At 62.1% G+C, this 20,335-nt stretch carries 14 protein-coding genes; 9 read left to right on the forward strand and 5 right to left on the reverse strand.

What is annotated here, in order from left to right; all coding sequences use genetic code 11:
* Both AC1DX0_RS17610 and AC1DX0_RS17615 read right to left on the reverse strand, forming a co-directional pair.
* A partial coding sequence (locus tag AC1DX0_RS17610) for an RtcB family protein (RefSeq protein WP_477356231.1) occupies positions 1 to 1,216 on the reverse strand: 1,216 nt, incomplete at its 3' end.
* 1,153 nt (positions 1,217 to 2,369) lie between these two features.
* Positions 2,370 to 3,749 carry a vWA domain-containing protein gene (locus AC1DX0_RS17615; RefSeq protein WP_477356233.1) on the reverse strand — a complete coding sequence of 460 codons (1,380 nt, stop codon included), beginning with the start codon at positions 3,747 to 3,749 and terminating at the stop codon, positions 2,370 to 2,372.
* A 278-nt stretch (positions 3,750 to 4,027) separates the two neighbouring features.
* On the opposite strand from AC1DX0_RS17615, the gene rtcR reads away from it, so the two are divergent.
* The 8 genes from rtcR to AC1DX0_RS17655 all read left to right on the forward strand — a co-directional run bounded on the left by rtcR (position 4,028) and on the right by AC1DX0_RS17655 (position 13,928).
* Positions 4,028 to 5,626: an RNA repair transcriptional activator RtcR gene (gene rtcR / locus AC1DX0_RS17620; protein ID WP_477218886.1), complete on the forward strand. Its 1,599-nt coding sequence runs from the start codon at positions 4,028 to 4,030 to the stop codon at positions 5,624 to 5,626.
* A gap of 174 nt (positions 5,627 to 5,800) precedes the next feature.
* Complete coding sequence (locus AC1DX0_RS17625; RefSeq protein WP_477356236.1) at positions 5,801 to 6,895, forward strand: transporter substrate-binding protein; 1,095 nt, start codon at positions 5,801 to 5,803, stop codon at positions 6,893 to 6,895.
* Positions 6,892 to 7,524, forward strand: coding sequence for an ANTAR domain-containing response regulator (locus AC1DX0_RS17630; protein ID WP_477218884.1), 633 nt, complete (start codon positions 6,892 to 6,894; stop codon positions 7,522 to 7,524). The genes AC1DX0_RS17625 and AC1DX0_RS17630 overlap by 4 nt, the downstream gene beginning before the upstream one ends.
* A 19-nt stretch (positions 7,525 to 7,543) precedes the next feature.
* Positions 7,544 to 8,410: an ABC transporter permease gene (locus tag AC1DX0_RS17635; RefSeq protein WP_477219111.1), complete on the forward strand. Its 867-nt coding sequence runs from the start codon at positions 7,544 to 7,546 to the stop codon at positions 8,408 to 8,410.
* Positions 8,407 to 9,327: an ABC transporter permease gene (locus tag AC1DX0_RS17640; RefSeq protein ID WP_477218883.1), complete on the forward strand. Its 921-nt coding sequence runs from the start codon at positions 8,407 to 8,409 to the stop codon at positions 9,325 to 9,327. Before AC1DX0_RS17635 ends, AC1DX0_RS17640 begins: the two co-directional genes overlap by 4 nt.
* 51 nt (positions 9,328 to 9,378) lie before the next feature.
* A complete protein-coding gene (locus tag AC1DX0_RS17645; RefSeq protein ID WP_477218882.1) occupies positions 9,379 to 11,022 on the forward strand; it encodes an ABC transporter substrate-binding protein in 1,644 nt (547 codons plus the stop codon).
* Positions 11,012 to 11,956: an acetamidase/formamidase family protein gene (locus AC1DX0_RS17650; protein ID WP_477218881.1), complete on the forward strand. Its 945-nt coding sequence runs from the start codon at positions 11,012 to 11,014 to the stop codon at positions 11,954 to 11,956. Before AC1DX0_RS17645 ends, AC1DX0_RS17650 begins: the two co-directional genes overlap by 11 nt.
* A gap of 208 nt (positions 11,957 to 12,164) precedes the next feature.
* Positions 12,165 to 13,928 carry an ABC transporter ATP-binding protein gene (locus AC1DX0_RS17655; RefSeq protein WP_477356238.1) on the forward strand — a complete coding sequence of 588 codons (1,764 nt, stop codon included), beginning with the start codon at positions 12,165 to 12,167 and terminating at the stop codon, positions 13,926 to 13,928.
* Between the two features lie 12 nt (positions 13,929 to 13,940).
* Here the strand turns inward: AC1DX0_RS17655 and AC1DX0_RS17660 are convergent, their stop codons facing one another.
* The 3 genes from AC1DX0_RS17660 to AC1DX0_RS17670 all read right to left on the reverse strand — a co-directional run bounded on the left by AC1DX0_RS17660 (position 13,941) and on the right by AC1DX0_RS17670 (position 19,694).
* On the reverse strand, positions 13,941 to 17,477 hold the full coding sequence (locus AC1DX0_RS17660; protein WP_477356240.1) for a glycoside hydrolase family 99-like domain-containing protein: 3,537 nt from the start codon (positions 17,475 to 17,477) through the stop codon (positions 13,941 to 13,943).
* Between the two features lie 38 nt (positions 17,478 to 17,515).
* Positions 17,516 to 18,466, reverse strand: a complete 951-nt coding sequence (locus AC1DX0_RS17665; RefSeq protein WP_477218878.1) for a rhamnan synthesis F family protein — start codon at positions 18,464 to 18,466, stop codon at positions 17,516 to 17,518.
* A 340-nt stretch (positions 18,467 to 18,806) separates the two neighbouring features.
* Entirely contained in the window at positions 18,807 to 19,694 is an 888-nt protein-coding gene (locus AC1DX0_RS17670; protein ID WP_477356242.1) for a glycosyltransferase family 2 protein, read from the reverse strand.
* Between the two features lie 353 nt (positions 19,695 to 20,047).
* Between AC1DX0_RS17670 and AC1DX0_RS17675 the strand changes: the two genes are divergently transcribed.
* Positions 20,048 to 20,335: ABC transporter substrate-binding protein (locus AC1DX0_RS17675; protein WP_477356244.1), on the forward strand; the 288-nt coding region annotated here is incomplete at its 3' end.

Genomic DNA, 20,335 nt, shown 5'->3' on the forward strand with positions numbered 1-20,335 from the left:
CACCGGAGAAGAAGCGGGCGTCGATGCCTTTCGTCTCCTCCGCGAAGATATCCGCGTCGCTGCGCCCCGCCTGCATGCGCCGGTGCTGGGTGCGCGAGAAATTGCGCCCGGCACCATGCGGCGAGAAGCCAAGCCCGTGCGCCGCGTTCTTGCCGCGCACGATCAGCACCGGTTCCGCCATGTTGAGCGGGATCAGCGTCAGATCGGTCGCGTCGTCGGCCCAGTTGTCGAAGGCCGGCGTGGCGCCCTTGCCGTGGTAGAACAGCCCGTCCGAGCGGCGAAAGACGAAGTTATGCTCGTTCCAGAACCGATCCGACACTTTCGCCGCCAGCTTTTCAGCCGCCAGATCGTGGATGAGCATATGGTTGCCCTTGGTCCATTCGCGGATCGTCTGCAGGGCCTCCCAATAGTCGTCGCCTTCCCGCGTATCGGCCGGAATCCAGGCGTTCTGCGGCAAGGTCTCCGGCGACAGCGTCTTGCGGACGCCCTCGGCGATCTTCATGCCCTTGCTGTAGAGCCGCGCGCCCGGCGAGCGCGAGCCATGGTGGGTGACCAGCGCCGTCTCGCCGCTCGACTTCAGCGTGCCGACATAGGCGAAATGGTTGCCGTCGCCCTGCGTGCCGAAATGCTCGATCGCGGCACTGGTCAGGTCGCGCAGCAAGGGGTTGGCCTCGAAACGCTCGAAGACCTCCTTGGCGGGACGGATCTGCTGGCCGCGCGGACGCCCGCCCGGTCCGAAATGGGTGACCCCATGCACGGCATCGAGCAACGCAGCCGGCGCCACGCCAGGGAACACCGAGATCGCCATCGAGCAGCAGATGTCAGCCGAATGCATGCCGGGGTGGATCGCCTCCGAAACCGCGACGCCGCCGACCGGAATCGTGCCCGACGGACCGGCCGGGCAGGCGTCCGGCATGATGGCACCGGCGCGGATCACCGGCGTGCGCATCAGCTCGGCCATGCTGCGCGTGACCGCTTCGACATTGGCGGCCTCGTCTGGCGTTTCGGCCTCGATGTTGAGATGCAGCGGCATCGAAGAGGCGGCATGCAGCTTCATGGCCGGCGGCGGCGCGAAAGCACGTGCGGCCTCCAGCGCATCGCCTGGCGATCCACCGCTTTCCAGCACCGCATTGGCGGCGACGAGCGCCTTGCCGAACCACTTGCCCTGCGGCAGGCCGGCGTCGATCAAATCCTGTCCACTCAAAATCTCGGTCATGTCTTTCACTTTCGGTACATATCAAGCACTGCGTATTGCGGACGGACGACAAGAGAATGCGACACATCTTTTCCGCCACTTCGCGAAGTTGCGAAGGAGGGACACGAACCCTCACGCCTTTCGGCACCCGCTTGCCTGAAGCGAGCCGCGTCTGCCTGTAGTCTCGCAGGCATTCGTCCTTCTATTCGGTCTGGCGACAAGGGTCGGCAAGACAATTACTGAGCTACTTTCCATCCGGAGACGGAAGGGATGGCTTGAACATCCGACCTTCCGCGACTTTCGTCGCGGACGCTCTATCCCTGTAGTCCTGCCTGCATTCGCCATTCATTCTCTTTCTCTCCGGCGGGCGACAAGTCGATGCGAGAAACCGATCGATCAACCGACCGACGGGCGGATTCGAACCGCCAGATGCCAATGTATTCCCGCAGGCATTCGCCTTGTTCGATCGGCTGGCGACAAGGATCGGCAAGACACGTTGACTGCGCCACCCCGCTCCGCAGAGCGGGAGAGTGATTTGAACACCCGACCTCCCGCCTTTCGACGGGCGCGCTACCTGTAGTCCTGCCTGCATTCGCCATTCTATTACCTCGCCGCGGCGACAAGGGATGATGAAACACCGGGCGTCCCGCTCGTGCCAGAGAGCGCCTGCAAGGTGAGGAGTCGAACCTCACGGAGCATCCCGTTCATGTTGCTGTAGTTCCATCCGGCATTCGCCGCGGTTTTGTTGAAGGGTGTGATGACAAATCTGTTGTGAAACCGCCTTTCTGCTCTACCGACTGAGCTACGGAGCCGATTGGCAGCTCCGGCAGGAATCGAACCCGCGACCCGAAAGTTGGGATGTAGTTCCACAGGCATTCGTCACGCCTTGTGTTCAGTTCCTTTCTGTCCAGTTGCGACCGAAGCCGCGCAAAAGCCGTCGGGCATGACGACAAGGTTTGACGAAACGTCCCGCTCTATCCGCTGAGCTACGGGTCCATAGTGGCGGACCCGACGGGATTCGAACCCGCGACCTGGAGGTGAACAGCCTGTAGTTCCATCGGCATTCGTCATGCCCTGATACGTGTTCCAGTCAGTCCCGGCAGACGCGCTGCCGGGACCTCTTTGTTTGACGCAATTCCGGACGGAAAAGCGCTCACACTTTTCCTGGAATTGCTTAGAGTTCCACCGCCTCGATCGTGCGCACCCAATGGTCCGGGTCGCCGCTCGAGGACAGCATCGTGCCCACCACGTCGAAGACGCGGTCGGAGAAGCCACCGACATTCAATATGTCGGCCTGCGGCTCGGCCTGCGTCGTCGCATAGGGCTGGATGTCGATGCAGACCAGCTTGGCTTTCGGGTTCAACACCTTCAGCTTCTGCCATTCCTGCATCGTCGCCGTGCCCTGATGCGCATGCGCCGTCGCATCCACCCAAGACTGGTTGTCCGACACGAACACCACAAGGTCGACATCAGCCTTCTCACGCACCAGCCGGGCCAGCGGAGCCGAACAGTTGGTTCCGCCACCACCGATGGCGGCAAGCTTCGCGGCGTTGGTCATCACCGTATCGCGAGCGTTGAGGCGGATATCCACCACATCGTTCTCGAACGGCAAGACCCTGGCCGTCGGGTTGCGTCGCAGCATCGCGGCGGCCACCAGGGCAGCCACGTCGATGCAACGCACGGCAGACGTCGCGCCCTTGCGGTAACCGGTAGCCGGCGAGCTCATCGAGCCCGAAACGTCCGGACACACGACCACATTGCCCTTGATCCGGGGCACGTTGCCAAGCGCGACTTCCATCGCGTCCTGCAGCGCGTCCCTGACCACGCCGGGTACCTCCGCACCGGCCATAGTGAACGCCACCATGAGCTGATACGGGAACACCCGGGCGCGCCGGATCTCCTGCGGATCACGCAGTCGCGCCGCCAGCGTCTCGCCGAACCCATCCACTTCGAACACGCCGTTGCGGGCGAAAGTGTTCAGGTTCTGGCGCAGCATCTGCCAGCCGGCCGTCGCCGCGATCTGCACCCAATGCTCACGCGAAAGCGGCATCGAGGTAAGCATCTGGAACGGCACTTCCGGCACGGGCAGCGACGGATCGCGCTTGAACGCCTCGAATGCCTTCACCACGTCCGGTAGCACCGCCACATCATGCGGCTTGCCGATCAGGTAGCCATAAAGCGCCTCACGCGAGGCCGACTTCGGCTTCGGGTGAACCATCTTGATGACGTCGGCCAGCGACGGATCGTTGCCGACCGCGGCCCGCATGATCTCGAAGTCGGCCGCCTGCTCGAGCCACGCCTGGACAAGCCGCTTCGGCCGCGAGCCGAGCGACTTGCGCCCGGTCGCGCCGGAACGCATGACCTGCACGAAGTTACGCAGCATCTTGCCGTTCCTGACGATGCGCCCGAACGCACGGTTGAACTCGTCGCCCTGCATCGAGGACAGAACCGCCAGCAGCAGTGCCGGCATATCCTTCATGTAGCCCTGCTCGAAAGCATGGACGGCGGTGCGCGCCAGGAACCCCGGCTCGACCTGCCACGCCAGCTTCAGCACCTCGTCCAGCTGCTCGCGCGGCTCGGCATAGAAGGTCGCGTTGAACGTGCCCGTCGCCGCCAGCTGCGCCAGAGCCTGATGTTCATTCTCACACCAGTATCACTGCAGGCGGCGTGCCAGTTTGAAGAATGAGCGCGTATCGATCCGCTCGGATTCAGTTAGGGATTTGATTTCATTATGAAATAAAAAGAGGCCTACGGTTATGCACCCTCTGGTCTTGTCCAAGGCAGGGCCTGTATAGTGATCTAACAATCTCGGAACTTATACCCTAGGATAAAATGAAAAGACGAGTCGCGATTGGCATTCTTGGCACAACGCTTGATGCGGGCCGTACGGATGACCGTTGGCGGAAGTGGCGGCCAACGGTTGCGCTGTGTCAGCAGCCGGGGTTGTTCATAGATCGGCTGGAACTCATCCACGGGACTCAGTCACGGCAGCTGGCCACGCAGATCATTGCCGACATCGAGCAGGTCTCGCCCGCCACTGAGGTCAGGCCCCATCTGATCAGCATGCGCGATCCCTGGGATTTCTCAGAGGTCTACACCGGCCTGCGCGATTTCGCCCGCGCCTATCAATTCGACCCCGAGAAGGAAGACTATCTCGTCAACATCACCACCGGCACCCACGTCGCGCAGATATGCTGGTTCCTGCTTACCGAAGCCCACTTCATCCCGGCGCGGCTGCTGCAGCTTTCGCCACGTAAGCAGGGCAGCGACGACGATGTCTCTGGCAGCCATTCGATCATCGATCTCGATCTGTCCCGCTACGATGCGATCGCCACGCGCTTTGCCGCCGAGCGCGACGAGGCGACGTCGTTCCTGAAATCGGGCATCGCCACCCGCAATCCGGCCTTCAACCAGATGATCGACCAGATCGAGAAGGTGACGATCCGCTCGCGCGCGCCGGTGCTGCTCACGGGGCCGACGGGCGCCGGCAAGTCGCAACTGGCCCGCCGCATTTATGAGTTGAAGAAGGCGCAGCGGCAGGTTTCCGGCGCCTTCATCGAGGTCAATTGCGCGACGCTGCGTGGCGACCAGGCGATGTCGACGCTGTTCGGCCACGTCAAGGGCGCCTTCACCGGCGCCCAGAACGAGCGTGCCGGGCTGATGAAGTCTGCCAACAAGGGCGTGCTGTTCCTCGACGAGATCGGCGAACTTGGCTCCGACGAACAGGCCATGTGCCTGCGCGCCATCGAGGAAAAGCGCTTCCTGCCGGTCGGCGCCGACCAGGATGTCATGTCGGACTTCCAGCTTCTCGCCGGCACCAACCGCGATCTGTCGATCGGCGTCAAAGAGGGCAAGTTCCGAGAGGATCTTTTCGCGCGGCTGAACCTGTGGACCTTCCAACTGCCGGCGCTGCGCGACCGCAAGGAAGACATCGAGCCGAACCTCGATTTCGAACTGCGCCGCTTCAGTGAGCGCGAAGGACAGAACGCCACCTTCAACAAGGAAGCGCGCGACCTGTATCTGAAATTCGCCGTGGCGCCGGAGGCGATGTGGCGGGCCAATTTCCGCGATCTCTCGGCCTCCGTTACCCGCATGGCGACGCTGGCGCCGCTTGGCCGCATCAACGAGGAAACCGTGCGTGACGAAATCGATCGCCTGACGGTCTTGTGGCGCGCCGGGAATGCCGACGACCGCGACGCCATCCTGCAAGAGATTCTTGGCCCTGAGCGGCAAAGCCAGATCGACATCTTCGACCGGGCGCAGCTGGCCACCGTGCTTGCGATTTGCCGCGACAGCAATTCGGTCAGCGCTGCCGGGCGGAAGCTGTTTGCGGTCTCACGGCTGCAAAAGACCAGCGGCAACGACGCCGACAGGCTGCGCAAATACCTCATGCGCTTCGACCTCAGCTTCGAGGACATCATTCGAAAATGATCGAGGTCACCTCGATCCCGCGGTCAGGCACCACGCACTTTCCCGCTTGACTGACCAGCAGTACCGAATACGCTAGGACGAAATACCGGCTCTGATCGCCGGGCGGCAAATATGCCTCGTATGCCTCGCCCTTGCGGCGCTGGCTGCGGGGCATTGTCATTTCTGGGGTTCTGTTTGAAACGACGCATCGAGATCGGCATCCTCTATTCCCGCTCGGGGAGCTATCAGCTCGTTTCCGATGCGTGCCGSATGGGCGCCATGCGCGCCATYGCCGACATCAATGCCGACCGCRGCTMMGGCATCGAACTGGTGCCGGTCGAGCGCGACCCGCAAAGCAATGCCGACAGCTACGCGACGCTGTGCGAAGACATTTTCAAGACCAGCAGCGCCCGCCATGTCGTCGGCTGCGTCACCTCCTGGAGCCGCAAGGAGACCATCCCGGTGCTGGAGAAGGCCGGCGGCATGCTTTGGTACGCTTGCCCCTATGAGGGCTTCGAGGCCAACGAGCATGTCGTCTACATGCACGCTTGCCCCAACCAGCATCTGGTGCCGCTGATGGCGCATGTCGTGCCGCGCTTCGGCGCCAACGGTTTTCTGCTCGGCTCGAACTATATCTGGGGCTGGGAGATGAACCGCGTGGCGCGCGACCTGATCGCGGATGCCGGCGGCAAGGTGCTGGGCGAACGCTATCTGCGCATCGGCGAGACCGATGTGTCGCGCCTGATCGCGGAAATCCGGGCGACGCGGCCGAACTTCATCCTCAACAATCTGATCGGTACATCGTCCTACGCTTTCCTCGCTGCCTATCGCGATCTGGGCCGCGAAGATTCCGCCTTCAGCCCGGAAACCTGCCCGGTTATCTCCTGCAACCTCACCGAGGGCGAACTGCCGGCGATCGGCGAAACGGGCAAGGGGCATTTGTCGGTCGGGCCGTATTTCGCACCGCGGCCGGCCGCCTTCGCCTCTTCCTTCGAGGCCTCCGCCTATGCCTCCGTGCAGGTCATGGCCGATGTGCTCTCGCGCGATGCCGATGCCGGCCCTGCGGAATTTTCTAAGGCGTTCGCCGAACGCCGCTTCTCGACCCGGCTTGGGCCGATCGCCATCGACGCCCACTCCCAGCACGCGACGCTGCCGGTGATCATCGGCCGGATCGCCGACGGCTTCTTCGAGGTCGTCAGCCGCGAGGATGAGGTCGCGCCAGATCCGTATCTGTCGCGCTACGACCCGGCCAAGACATTTGGCCGGCCGCGCCTGCGGGTGGTGTCGTGACCAGAACGCCGCGCATTCCCAATCTCGGTGGCGCCAGGGCCTTCATCCTGCATCGCCCGCATCCGACGGTGCAGGCGATCACCAGGCAATTGTCGGCCATCGGCCTGATCGCTCTGGACTGCTGGCCGGAACTGCCACCCGAGGCGCTGGCGGCTGATTTCGTCTTCTTCGATGCCGATCTCGGTTTCGACGAGCAATTTCCGTGGAAGCCGGGCGAAGCGCCGATGCCGCTCGTGGCGTTGATCGGCTCCGAGGCGCCTGGCCGCATCGAATGGGCGCTGTCGCACAAGGCCGACGCTCAGCTCTTGAAGCCGGTCGGCAATGCCGGCGTCTACAGCGCGCTGCTCATCGCACGGCAGAGTTTCGAAGCGCGAAAACACTTAGCCGGCGAAATTGCCTCGCTCCGCCATCGTGTCGCCGAACGCCAGACCATCGTGCGCGCGGTGGCGGCGCTGTCGAAAGGCACGGATGACGAGCGCGCCTATGCGCAGCTGCGCTCGCTGGCCATGAGCTGGCAGATCAGCGTCGAGGATGCCGCGCGCCGGATCGTGGCGATGACGAGTGAGGAAGTAACGGGCGAGGAAGCAACGGGCGAGGGAGGCGGCGATGACCAGTCCCATCGCGCCTGATCTCACCGCGCCAGAGCGCATGCCGGCCAAACCGCGCGCCGGCGTCTGGCGCCGGCTGGTCAGGCGTCGTCTGGCAATGCTCGGCCTGGTCATCGTCGCCATCGTCGTCGCCGGTGCCGTGCTGGCGCCATGGCTGACCGGCTATGATCCCAATGAGCAGATGTTCGACGGCCTTACCATCGAAGGCTCGCCGCTGCCGCCGGATGCCAAATTCTGGCTCGGCACCGACTTGCTCGGCCGCGACCTGTTGACCCGTATCCTCTATGGCGCCCGCACTTCGCTGATCATCGGTATCGTCGCCAATGGCGTGGCGCTGTTCATCGGCACGCTGGTCGGCGTCACCGCAGGCTATTTCCGCGGCTGGATCGGCAGCGCACTGATGCGCTTCACCGATTTGATGATGGCGTTTCCGGCGCTGCTGCTCGCCATCTGCCTGGCGGCGGTGTTCCAGCCGAGCCTGTGGATCGTCGCCATGGTCATCGCGCTGGTCAACTGGGTGCAGACCGCGCGCGTCATCTACACCGAAACCTCTTCGCTCGCCGAGCGCGAATTCATCGACGCCGAACGCACCATCGGGGCCAGTGCACCGCGCATCCTGTTTCGCCACATCTTGCCGCACCTCCTGCCGACCATCATCGTCTGGGGCACGCTCGGTATCTCGACCACGGTGCTGCTCGAGGCGACGCTCTCCTTCCTCGGCATCGGCGTGCAGCCGCCGACGGCGTCGTGGGGCAACATCATCTTCGAGAACCAGACCTATTTTCAGGCCGCACCCTGGCTGGTGTTCTTCCCCGGTGCCGCGATCCTGGCGCTGGCGCTGGCCTTCAACCTGATCGGCGACGCGCTGCGCGACATCCTCGATCCGACGCAAAGGGGCCGGGCATGATCGCCTATCTCGGCCGCCGCCTGATCCAGTCGCTGCTCATCTTGCTCGGCGTCTCGCTGATCACCTTTGCACTGCTTTATCTCCTGCCAGCCGACCCGGTGCGCCAGATCGCCGGCCGCAGCGCCACGCCGCAGACGGTGGAGAACATCCGCCAGCAACTCGGCCTCGACCAGCCCTTTATCATCCAGTACTGGCGCTACCTGACAAAGCTCGTCAGCGGCGATCTCGGCCGCTCCTACATCCAGCGTTCTGAGGTCACCGAGCTGATCGTCTCGCGGCTGCCGGCCAGCCTGCTTTTGATGGTCGGCGCCATCCTGTGCGAATTGCTGATCGGGCTCTCGATGGGTTTGATCGCCGCCGTCAAGCGCGGCACCGCCACGGATCAGACCTTGATGGTCGCCTCCTTCGTAGGCGTCTCGGCGCCGCAATTCGTCGTCGGCCTTTTGCTGCTCTATGTCTTTGCCGTGCGGCTGAGCTGGTTTCCGATCGGCGGCTACGGCACCTGGCGTCATCTCGTGCTGCCCTCGCTGACCATGGGCATTCTCGGCGCCGGCTGGTACGCTCGCATGATGCGCTCGTCGATGATCGACGTGCTGCGCCAGGACTATGTGCGCACCGCCCGCGCCAAGGGCCTGGCGCGCAGCGCCATCATTTTCCGCCATGCTTTGCCCAACGCCATCCTGCCGGTCATCGCCATGATCGGCATCGACATCGGCATCTTCATGGGCGGCATCGTCGTCGTCGAGAGCGTCTTCGGCTGGCCCGGCATCGGTCAGCTCGCCTGGCAAGCCATCCAGCGCGTCGACATTCCGATCATCATGGGCGTCACGCTGGTCTCGGCCTTCGCCATCGTGCTCGGCAATCTGCTCGCCGACATCATCGCGCCCTTCATCGACCCCCGTATCAAACTGAGATGAGCATCAAGCTCAGATGAAACCAAGAAAACAAACAGAGAAAGGGAACACGACATGAAAAAATTTCTCGCCTCCACAGTCGCGGCATCGGCCTTGGCGCTGATGCTCGGCATGACGAGTGCTCGCGCCGAAGACACCATCGATCCCAACGCCAAGCAGGGCGGAGAGATCATCGCCACCTACAAGGACGACGTCACGACGCTCGACCCTGCCATCGGCTATGACTGGCAGAACTGGTCGATGATCAAGAGCCTGTTCGACGGGTTGATGGATTACGAACCGGGCACGACCAAGCTGAAGCCCGACCTTGCCGAAAGCTACGAGATTTCGCCGGACGGCAAGACCTTCACCTTCAAGCTCCGCCATGGCGTGAAATTCCACAATGGCCGTGAGATGACGGCCGACGACGTGAAATATTCACTCGACCGCGTCACCAACCCGAAGACACAGAGCCCGGGCGCCGGGTTCTTCGGCTCGATCAAGGGCTATGACGATGTCGCGGCCGGCAAGGCGGACAGCCTCGCGGGTGTCAGCGTCGTCGACCCCTACACCGTCAAGTTCGAACTGAGCCGGCCCGACGCCACCTTCCTGCATGTCATGGCGATCAACTTCTCGCATGTCGTGCCCAAGGAAGAGGTGGAGAAATACGGCGCTGATTTCGGCAAGCACCCCGTCGGCACCGGCGCCTTCAAGCTCGCCGAATGGACGCTCGGCCAGCGCATCGTCTTCGTGCGCAATCCGGACTATTGGCACAAGGGCCTGCCGCATCTCGACAAGATCACCTTCGAGGTCGGCCAGGAGCCGATCGTGGCGCTGCTGCGCCTGCAGAAGGGCGAGATCGACCTGCCTCTCGACGGCATTCCGCCGGCAAAATTCCAGGAGGTGATGTCCGACCCCGAACAAAAGGCGCGCGTCGTCGAGGGCGGCCAACTGCACACCGGCTATATCACCATGAACACCACCATGGCGCCTTTCGACAATGTGAAGGTGCGCCAGGCCGTCAACATGGCGATCAACAAGGCGCGCATCATCCAGATCATCAACGGCCGTGCCGTGCCTGCCAACCAGCCGCTGCCGCCGTCGATGCCGGCCTACGACAAGGAATACAAGGGCTATACCTATGACGTCGCCAAGGCCAAGGCGCTGCTTGCCGAGGCCGGCCATCCCGATGGCTTCGACACGCAATTGTTCGCCATGAACACCGATCCCAACCCGCGCATTGCCCAGGCGATCCAGCAGGATCTGGCGGCGATCGGCATCAAGGCCAGCATCCAGGCGCTGGCACAGGCCAACGTCATCGCCGCCGGCGGCGACAAGGCCGGCGCACCGATGATCTGGTCCGGCGGCATGGGCTGGATCGCGGATTTCCCCGATCCCTCGAACTTCTACGGTCCGATCCTTGGCTGCGCCGGCGCGGTGCCGGGCGGCTGGAACTGGTCGTGGTATTGCAACAAGGATCTCGATGCCAAGGCCGCCGAAGCCGACTCGATCGTTGATCCGGCGAAGTCCGATGAGCGCTATAAAATGTGGAGCGACATCTACGCCAAGATCATGGCGGACGCGCCCTGGGCGCCGGTCTTCAACGAGCAGCGCTTTACCATGAAATCCGCACGTATGGGCGGTGCCGACAATCTCTATGTCGACCCGGTCCACGTCCCGATCAACTATGACAATGTGTACGTAAAAGATGTGCAATAACTGCGATTACACCATCCACGGGCACCATCATCATTTCGGCTGGGACAATTCGTTTGTCCCGGCCGAGCGGGTGGCGCCCGGCTCAACCATCGAGTTCCAGTGCCTTGATGCCGCCGGCGGCCAGYTGAATGCCGACAGCACGGTYGCCGACGTCGCCAGGCTTGATTTCGCCAGGGTCAATCCGGTGACCGGGCCGATCTTCGTCGAGGGCGCCGAGCCCGGTGACGCGCTGAAGGTGACGATCGAGATGTTCAAACCGTCCGGCTTCGGCTGGACGGCAAACATTCCGGGTTTTGGGCTGCTCGCCGACGACTTCAAGGAGCCGGCGCTCAACATCTGGAAATATGACGCCGCCTCGCTGGAGCCGGCGCTGTTCGGCAAAAACGCGCGCGTACCGCTAAAACCCTTTGCCGGCACCATCGGCAACGCACTGGCTGAAAAGGGTCATCACTCGGTGGTGCCGCCGAGGCGCGTTGGCGGCAATCTCGACATCCGCGATCTCGCCGCCGGCACGACGCTCTATTTGCCGGTGGAAGTGGCCGGAGCGCTGTTTTCGGTTGGCGACACACACGCCGCGCAAGGCGACGGCGAGGTCTGCGGCACGGCGATCGAAAGCCCGATGGATGTCGTGCTCAAGCTTGACCTGGTCAAGGACGCCAGGCTGAAGACGCCGCGCTTTACCACCTCGGGTCCAGTGACACGCCACCTTGACGCCAAGGGCTATGAGGTGACGACCGGCATCGGCCCGGACCTGATGACCGGTGCCAAGGAGGCCGTCGCTCAGATGGTCGACCTGCTCGCCGGTCGCTACAAGATCGATCCGGTCGAGGCTTATATGTTGGCCTCGGTGTGCGGCGATCTTCGCATATCGGAAATCGTCGACATGCCGAACTGGGTGGTGTCGTTCTACTTCCCGCGCTGCGTGTTTGAATGACGCTAAGTCGGCGCCGCACCTCCCTCTGCCCTGCCGGGCATCTCCCCCTCAAGGGGGGAGATTGCCAGTTTCGTCGTCCCATCTTTCTTCAATCGGTGGCGATTTGCGAAACCCTGTGTGCAGTCCGATCTCCCCCCTTGAGGGGGAGATGGCCGGCAGGCCAGAGGGGGGTGTACCGCAACAAACTTCTCAGAACCCTGCTCTTGCGATGACCTCGATCCTCAAACCCGTCCTCGACATCGCCAACCTCTCCGTCAGCGTGCGCGGCGAGGACGGCGAGCGCGAGGTCGTCTCCAACCTGTCGCTGACGCTCGCGCGGGGCGAAACGCTCTGCATTGCCGGCGAATCCGGTTCCGGCAAATCGATGACCGCGCTGGCGATCATGCAGCTTCTGCCGCAGCCTGCCGCCCGCATATCATCGGGAAAAATCCGCCTTGGCGACACCGATCTGGCAACCCTTGACGAGCGCCAGATGCGCCGCATTCGTGGCGACCGTATCGCCATGATCTTCCAGGAGCCGATGACCTCGCTCAACCCTGTGCTGTCGATCGGCCGACAGCTCACCGAATCGATCGAGGCGCATACCAGCCTGTCTCCGGGTGAAGCCCGCGAGCGCGCCATAGAGGCGCTGAAGGCGGTACGCATTTCGGAAGCCGAAAGCCGGCTAAGGCAGTTTCCGCACGAATTGTCCGGCGGCATGCGCCAGCGGGTGATGATCGCCATGGCGCTGGCGCTTGAACCCGACGTGCTGATCGCCGACGAGCCGACGACGGCGCTCGACGTCACCGTGCAGGGCGAGGTGCTGGAGCTCTTGCGTGATCTGCAGCGCCAKCATGGCACCAGCGTCATCCTCATCACGCACGACATGGGCGTGGTCGCCGAAATGGCCGATCGCGTCATCATCATGCGGCACGGCCGCATGGTCGAGGAGGGCAAGACGTCAGACATCTTCGCCCGGCCGCAGGCTGACTATACGCGCGAGCTGCTTGCTGCCGTGCCGCGCATCGGCAGTGGTGTCGGCCGCCAGCCATCCAGGGAGGTCGAGGCGGCAAGGCCGACCAATGTCGCTGACGTCAAAGATCTGCATGTCCGCTTCGATTTGCATGGTGGGTTCTTCGGCCGGGTCACCCGCCGCGTTCACGCGGTCGAAGGCGTCAGCTTCTCCATCGCACCCAACGAGACGCTGGCGCTGGTTGGCGAATCCGGCTGCGGCAAGTCGACAACCGCCAAGGCGCTGGCCGGGCTGGTGCCATACAGCGGCGACCTCGTCATTGGCGGGCGCAATCTCTTTGGCCTCGGCCGCGACGAACGCAAGGCCGTGCGCCGCGAGGTGCAGATGATTTTCCAGGACCCCTTCGCCTCGCTCGACCCGCGTATGCGCGTCGGCGACCTCGTCGCAGAGCCGCTGGTCATCCACGGCATCGCCTCGAAGGACGAGCGCCGCGATCGCGTGGCCGCACTGTTCGAGCGGGTCGGCCTTTCGGCCGATCAGATGGAGCTTTATCCGCACGAATTCTCCGGCGGTCAGCGCCAACGTGTTTGCATCGCGCGCGCACTCGCCWTGCGGCCCAAGCTGATCATCGCTGACGAAAGCGTGTCGGCGCTCGACGTCTCGGTGCAGGCGCGCGTGCTTGAYCTGTTGAAGGAAYTGCAGCGCGAATTCGGCGTCGCCTATCTCTTCATCTCGCATGACATGGCGGTGGTCGAGAACATYTCCGACCGCGTCGCCGTCATGTATCTCGGCCAGATCGTYGAGATGGGCACGCGCGACCAGGTGTTTTCCAACCCGCGCCATCCCTACACCAGGCGGCTGATCGAGGCCGTGCCGGTGCCCGACCCGGCACGGCGCAGAAGCCGCTTTGCCCGCCTCGACCAGGAAATCCCGAGCGCCACCCGCAGGATCGGCGAGGCGCCGCTGAAACTGGCCTTGCAGGATGTCGGCAACGGCCACCTCGTCGCCGCCGGCAATTAAAACGCAGCCAACTCACGCCACCGGGGAACTGCTCTCCGATGATCTCGCTGGAAACTCGCCCAATGCCTTTAGCGAATACAAGCTTTCCATCTCTTCCGCCGGGCGCCCGGGGAACTGCCGGTTCCAGAGCTGTACGACATATTCGGCCATTTTCAGCTTGATGGCCAAATCCGTCCCATATGTGCGCAACACATGGTGATGTATCACCTGCCGTGTGCGCAGAAGGGCCTCTGAATGGGAAGCCATGATGACGCTGGTTACGCTGTCCCCGTGCCGACGGTGATGGTTGAGCAATGCGGACTCGTAGGCGACGGAGCCGTTACGGATTGCCTCGAGGATAAAGTACCAATCGCCGCTCGTAGGAAGTGACAGGAGGTTCTCGGYGAAATCTGTCGTGATCTCAAACTTCCGAAAAACCGCCGCACTGATGTTGAAGACCGTATTCTTGACACCCAGCCCATCATTGACTTCGTGTTCCGCCGAAACCTGGTAGCTGCGTTTCCATTTGAAATTGGACAGATCGGTGAGGTACGGGCTGGACGGATAGTCGCCGACGATCTCGCTTCGATCGTTGATGATCTTCGATGCGCAATAAGCAAACTTCACGCTTGGATCGCGGAACAAGGGCACGAGGGTTTCGAGGAAACTCGGGTCGGATACGTCGTCGGCTTCGGCGATCCAGATCAAATCGGCCCTTGCGAGCTCTATGCCCTTGAACCACTGAGGATAGGGCGACCCGGAATTGCTTTCATTGACGATGACACGTGTGCCATGGACTCCGGCATAGTAATCCAGAATCGATTGGCTATCGTCAGTCGATGCATCATCCAGGATGATGAGCTCGAAATCCTGGAAAGACTGCCCCAGAATACTTTCCATGCGCTCGTGCAAATAGCGGGCGTAATTGTAGTTAGGCACGATGATCGAGACCGCGGGCGGCTTGCCTGCGACCTTCCGCATGGTCGACAGCAGGCGCGGGAAGACCCGATCGGTGGAAAAATGCCGCCTTGCCTTGGCGCCCGCCTGTTTGCCGAGCTTCGTCCGCAACGGCTGGTCCCGGATCAGTTTCAGCGTCGCATCGGCCATCGCGGCGGGATCAGCCCAGTCGACGATGATGCCGGCATCGTCCTCGACGAAATCCGGTGCCCCACCGCTGCCTGCGAAGCAGATCACCGGCAACTCGGCGAATGCCGCCTCCAGCATGACACGGCCGAACGGCTCTTCGCGGGATGTCAGAAGAAACAGATCGGCAGCCAGCAGATGGCCGCGCACATCCTCGACATCGCCCAGAAACGTGACCTTTTCGTCCAATCCCTCCGCCTGCAATCTGTCGAGTTGCTGCGACCACGTACCGAGAGCCTCATCCCGTTCCCGCTCAGGTAACGAACCGAGCCAGTAGAAATGATAGTCTTCAACCCCGCGAGCACGAAGAATGCGGGCCACGTCGATAAAGAGGTCGGCGCCTTTGCGGAATGGCATTCCGAGGCCGGATCCCAGCACGATCGTCTCGTCCATCGGCCAGCCGGCGCGTTGGCGACTTTCAAGGCGCTGGATTTCCGTACGACTGTGACCGGCGTCGGTTTGCGGGACCGCACTTGGAATGACGTCTATGGCGTTCGTTTCGACGTTGTACTCGGCTGCCAGATAATCCCGGACGCTTGGGGAACACGCGATGAATCTCCGCGTGTGGGAAACGACATCCCTCATGTCGTCCTTGGCGTATCGGGCGATGCTCGTTGCCAATTCCCTGGCATGCGTCAGGATGGGAATGCCCAGTTCGCCAAGCAGCGCGTGCACACGGCCGGTGGCCAGACTGTTGCAATAGATGAGGTCCGGTCTGCCACCGTACCAGGCGGTGATGCGGGCCAGCCTCGTGGCGGTCGGCGAAACCAGATCGTCCAGAGCGACGGTATCGACGATGCGTCGAAACTGTTCCAGCCGTTCACCGCCTGCCAGGCACAGCACCTTGATCTCCAGGTCCGTGTGCGATTGGAGCCATCGGACGATATCGAGCAACGACGCCTGTGCTCCACCGAGAGCCGCATCGTGCGAAACAAACAAAACACGCCAGGATAAACCTGTGGGCAATTTGCCGGCCGCTGGAGCCGACACCACGTCCCGCGTCTCCTGCAGATAGGCATAGCCGTAGCGGGCATCAGGCTCGAGATAGGCGCCCTCCGCCCACTCGTTCCAGGCATTGACGAAGATCAGGCGGCTGTCGAAATCGGCAAAACGATCGCATGTATCGTCGACCGCGTTGGCGAGCCATTCTCCGTAGCGGGAGGGCGACGCGTTAACCAGAATGCTGGCGGCCTCCATTCTCCTTGCCGTGTTATCCCAGGAAGGGCAAAGTCCGCGAAACAGCGTGTAGGGGGCCTCTGGGTAGGCGCGACTGCGATCGGCAAGCTCCGCCCAGTCATAGATCCTTCCCGTGAAGCCGCTCTTGAGATTTGGGATGGAGGCGCTGACCTCGGGAAATGTTCCGAGATTTGGCGGAAACTCGACAGCCGCGTCGAACCCAAATTCGGCGGGATCGACCGTGGCGAATGACTGCGGATAGGCAAGAAAAATCTCGCCGATGCCGGCGTCCCGGCAATAGGTTCTCCAGCGCTGTGCCGTTTCCGCTGCTGACGGAAACAATCCGGGCCGGTAGACCATAAGCAGCGGCTTGCCGCCGACACGGATGTAGCGCCGGTCACGGAAATAGCCGGATGCGTATTCGATGAAAGCCAGGTCGTCCTCGGGTGAATGCGATTGTGGGATCAAGACTTCCTGGTCGCGCCCATCCCAACGGCGGCTCCAGGGCTCGTTTGCCCAGTTGATGCAGAAGCCCATCTCATGGGCTTCGTTTTCGACGAATTGGGCGATCGGCATCTCGAGGACGCGCTTGCCGTTGAACCAGTAGAAGTGAAAGCAGAATCCCGAAATGCCATATTGCATGGCGATCTCGATCTGTTCCTTCTGGATGTCCTTCACCCGCAAATCATAGAAGCCGAGGTCCGCCGGCAGTCGAGGCTGATAGTGACCGTCGAACTGCGGCACCGCGCGTGTCACATTCGTCCATTCCGTGAAGCCCTTTTCCCAAAAAGCATCATTTTCAGGAATTGGGTGGAACTGCGGTAGGTAGAAGGCAAGGACGCGCGCGCGCAAGGCGGCGGGTCGCCTCTCGCTGGATCGCGGCATATAGGTGGCGGGCCTTTGGATGCCGCGGCTGGCGGCCATGGCCCAATGTGCTGCCGGACCACGCCGGGTTTCGCGCTGTTCACTCCTGCCGAAACGGATGTAGTGATCCAGCGGGTTCATCGCCGCCAGTGCGACGTCGGGATACCTGGCCAGATAGTACTCGGTGTCGAAACCCGGATTCGGGTTTCGGAACTCGACGGCACCATGATCGATATAGTGCAGGATCGGGTCGATCCCTTTGACGGCCACATCGGGATTTTGAGCCAGATACCATGGCCCATCGAACTGTCCGCTGGCGCGAATTCGTTGCCGGATCCGAAACCTCTTCCACCCCCTCCTGCTGGTGATCGATTTTATGAAGATCATGAGGTCTGATCTAGTCAACCGAGTCCGCCTCGCAACGATCAGGCTTCATCTTCATCATCCCAGCCAATTCCGGCGATGTTTGTGCAGATCATTGCGAGAACCCGCTCAAGGGCATGCTGCAACGTGCCATCCAACTGGCCTGTCTCACCGGGAAATGACGCAAGGGTCAGATCGAGGCGCTTGAGCGGCTCCAGCGCGCTGCGCCGAACCCAGAACATCGTTCCGGCAAAGAAATCGAGAGAAGAGTCGGGGTCCATGCCAAGCTTCTCCAGCAGGGCCAGGATCATTTCCCTGTTCCTGCCCCACGCCGCTTCACGGACCTTCCATTCATTGGGCAACCGAAAGCGGCGGGACCCTATCATCCCAGTATCCTGCGAATGCTCGAACGCCGCGACGACGCGGTCAACCACGTCGCGGGACCCGATCAGGTCGAAGGCGCTTGCCTGGCGCCAGATCTCGCCGAGCATCATGCGCGGTCCGCTCAGCCCGGATTTCTTGCCATGCAGCTTGCATATGAGATCGAAACCGTCGAGCTTTCCTTCGTGCAGCAATTGAAGGAAGGGACCGACGTCGCGGCCCCGGTTGTCGTAGACGACGATCTCGGCATCCCGAAATTTCGCCTGAACGCGTTGCGCCAGCACCGCGTCGGGCCTGGTCAGCGTGAGGATGAGATGGAGCGGACGATCGATCGCTTCCAGCAGGGTCTCGAATTCGGGCCAGAGATCGGGGTAGTGCAAGTGGAGCGCAACAGCGATCTTCGGTTCGGCAACGGACAGGCGTTCCGAGCGCCGGACTGGTGGGCCATCGAAGTGTCGCGACAGGGTTTTCTGCAGATTGTCGCTCGCCACGCCGAAGCCCCAACTGTAGAGGCTGCCAAGGGCAGCGGTCAAATCGCGGCCTTCGGCCCCTGCGATATGAAGCAGAGGCCGCAAGGCAATGCCTTGGCCCAGCCGCAGCTCAAATCGTTTCTGGCGGCGGCGGCGCAGCACTTCGCCAAGATCCCTGATCCTCAGAGGGCGGATGTTTGCGGCAACGATGTCGCTTCTATCGAATTGCAACACCAGGCCGCCTTCGCTGCTTCTGAGCAAATAGGACGTCCGCTTGGTAACCGGCACATAGACGATTCTGTCGGCATGTCCTGGGCGGCGAACATTGAGCCGGAGAAACGGCATCCGCCTGTCTGTCGGCGAAAGCTCGACGATGTAGCGTCCCGACGCGTGGATGTGGATTTCGCTCACGTCACTGCTTCTTCGGTCGACGCCCCATGCCTCTTCCTTTCGCGGCTCGCGGGGCAGGACATCAGGCAAGGCAACTCTGGTGCCGGCAGCGTCAGGCGACATAGCCGCTGTTCCGATTCGCGTGCGATCGGTCAAGGATGCTGTCAAATATACCTATCAGTCGGCCCAAGGAATTGATCAGTCTGTTTCGATTAAGCGTCAGGCAATAGAAGCCTATTTTCGTTGAATAGCGCAGTATGTCCACGAATGGGCTATAGGCGATGCCGTATTTTTTGCGCAAGTGGATTTCCGAGCGCATCTTCGACCGATACCGGAAGATCCGTGCCCGGGTTGATTGCGCAACCGAGGTGCCAACGTCGTGGACGGCATGCGCGCTGCTGACCAGGATCATGGGCTCGTCACGCTGCAGCAGGCGATGCGAGAGGTCGTCATCCTCGAAATACAGAAAGATATCCTCATCAAACCCGCCCGTATCGAGGAAGAGCCTTCGTTTGATCATGAACACGCCGCCATTGACGAAGCGGACGCAACAATCCCCCCAGACCTGCCGGATACGTGTGGGCAGCGACACGCCGGAAAGGCGATCGATCTCGCTCTGCTCGCGAAACCACAGCCGCCCATCCACCGTGTTTGTGCGCGGCACGAAGACGCCGCAATTCGGGTAGCGTTCAGCCGCCTGCACAAGCGCATCGACGGCGTCCGTCCCAAGACGCACGTCGGGGTTGATGAACAGCAAATACTCCCCCGATGCCGCCGCCGCGCCGATGTTGCAGGCATGCCCGAAGCCGAGGTTTGCAGCATTATCAATACGATGAACGGCGAGGCCGGATAGCGCGGCGGAAAGATCGTCGGTACTTGCATTGTCGACGCATATGATCTCCAGCCCTGAAGGCAGGCGAGCGAGCGCGCCACGCACGGTATGCGCGCTGTTATGCGTCACGGTGATAGCAGTTATCGACCTATTCATTACCAAAGCCATCCTGATATCTCAGTTGGCTTCCCCGTGGAAGGCTAGCGATCCATGCGCAATCTAAGCGCTGCCACTCCGGTGGTCGAGTCAATACTCCTGACTAAGATAGGGGGTAATGGGCGCGCCGATCCGCCACGCCGTCGGTCACGGTCGTGCTGCTTCCCGGGCTTCCGGCCGGCGCGACCTAGCCAATCGGCTCGGCTGGCCACCTGTCGGCGGTAAACTCCCGGCGAGGAAGGGCTGCTTCGAACATGAAATCCGCAACGGCCCCTTGCCGTTCAAGCTCATCTTGCTCATGTTCAATACCGTTTGCTGATGATCGTTGGGGGACGGTCGCATTCACAATGGGAGGAAGTTGAACCATGAAAGCATGCTATTTCGTTTCCGCCGCGCTTCTCGCCGCAGCTGCAGTCCCCGCCTCGGCCGCCGAAATTTCCGATGGGAAAGTCAAGATCGGCATCCTCAATGACCAATCCGGCGTCTATGCCGATTTCGGCGGCAAATGGTCGGTCGAGGCGGCCAAGATGGCGGTCGAGGATTTCGGTGGCAAGGTGCAGGGCGCGCCGATCGAAATCATCAGCGCCGACCACCAGAACAAGCCTGATATCGCCTCCAACATCGCCCGGCAGTGGTACGACACCGAACAGGTC

This window comes from Mesorhizobium sp. P3_A9 (assembly GCF_056402975.1).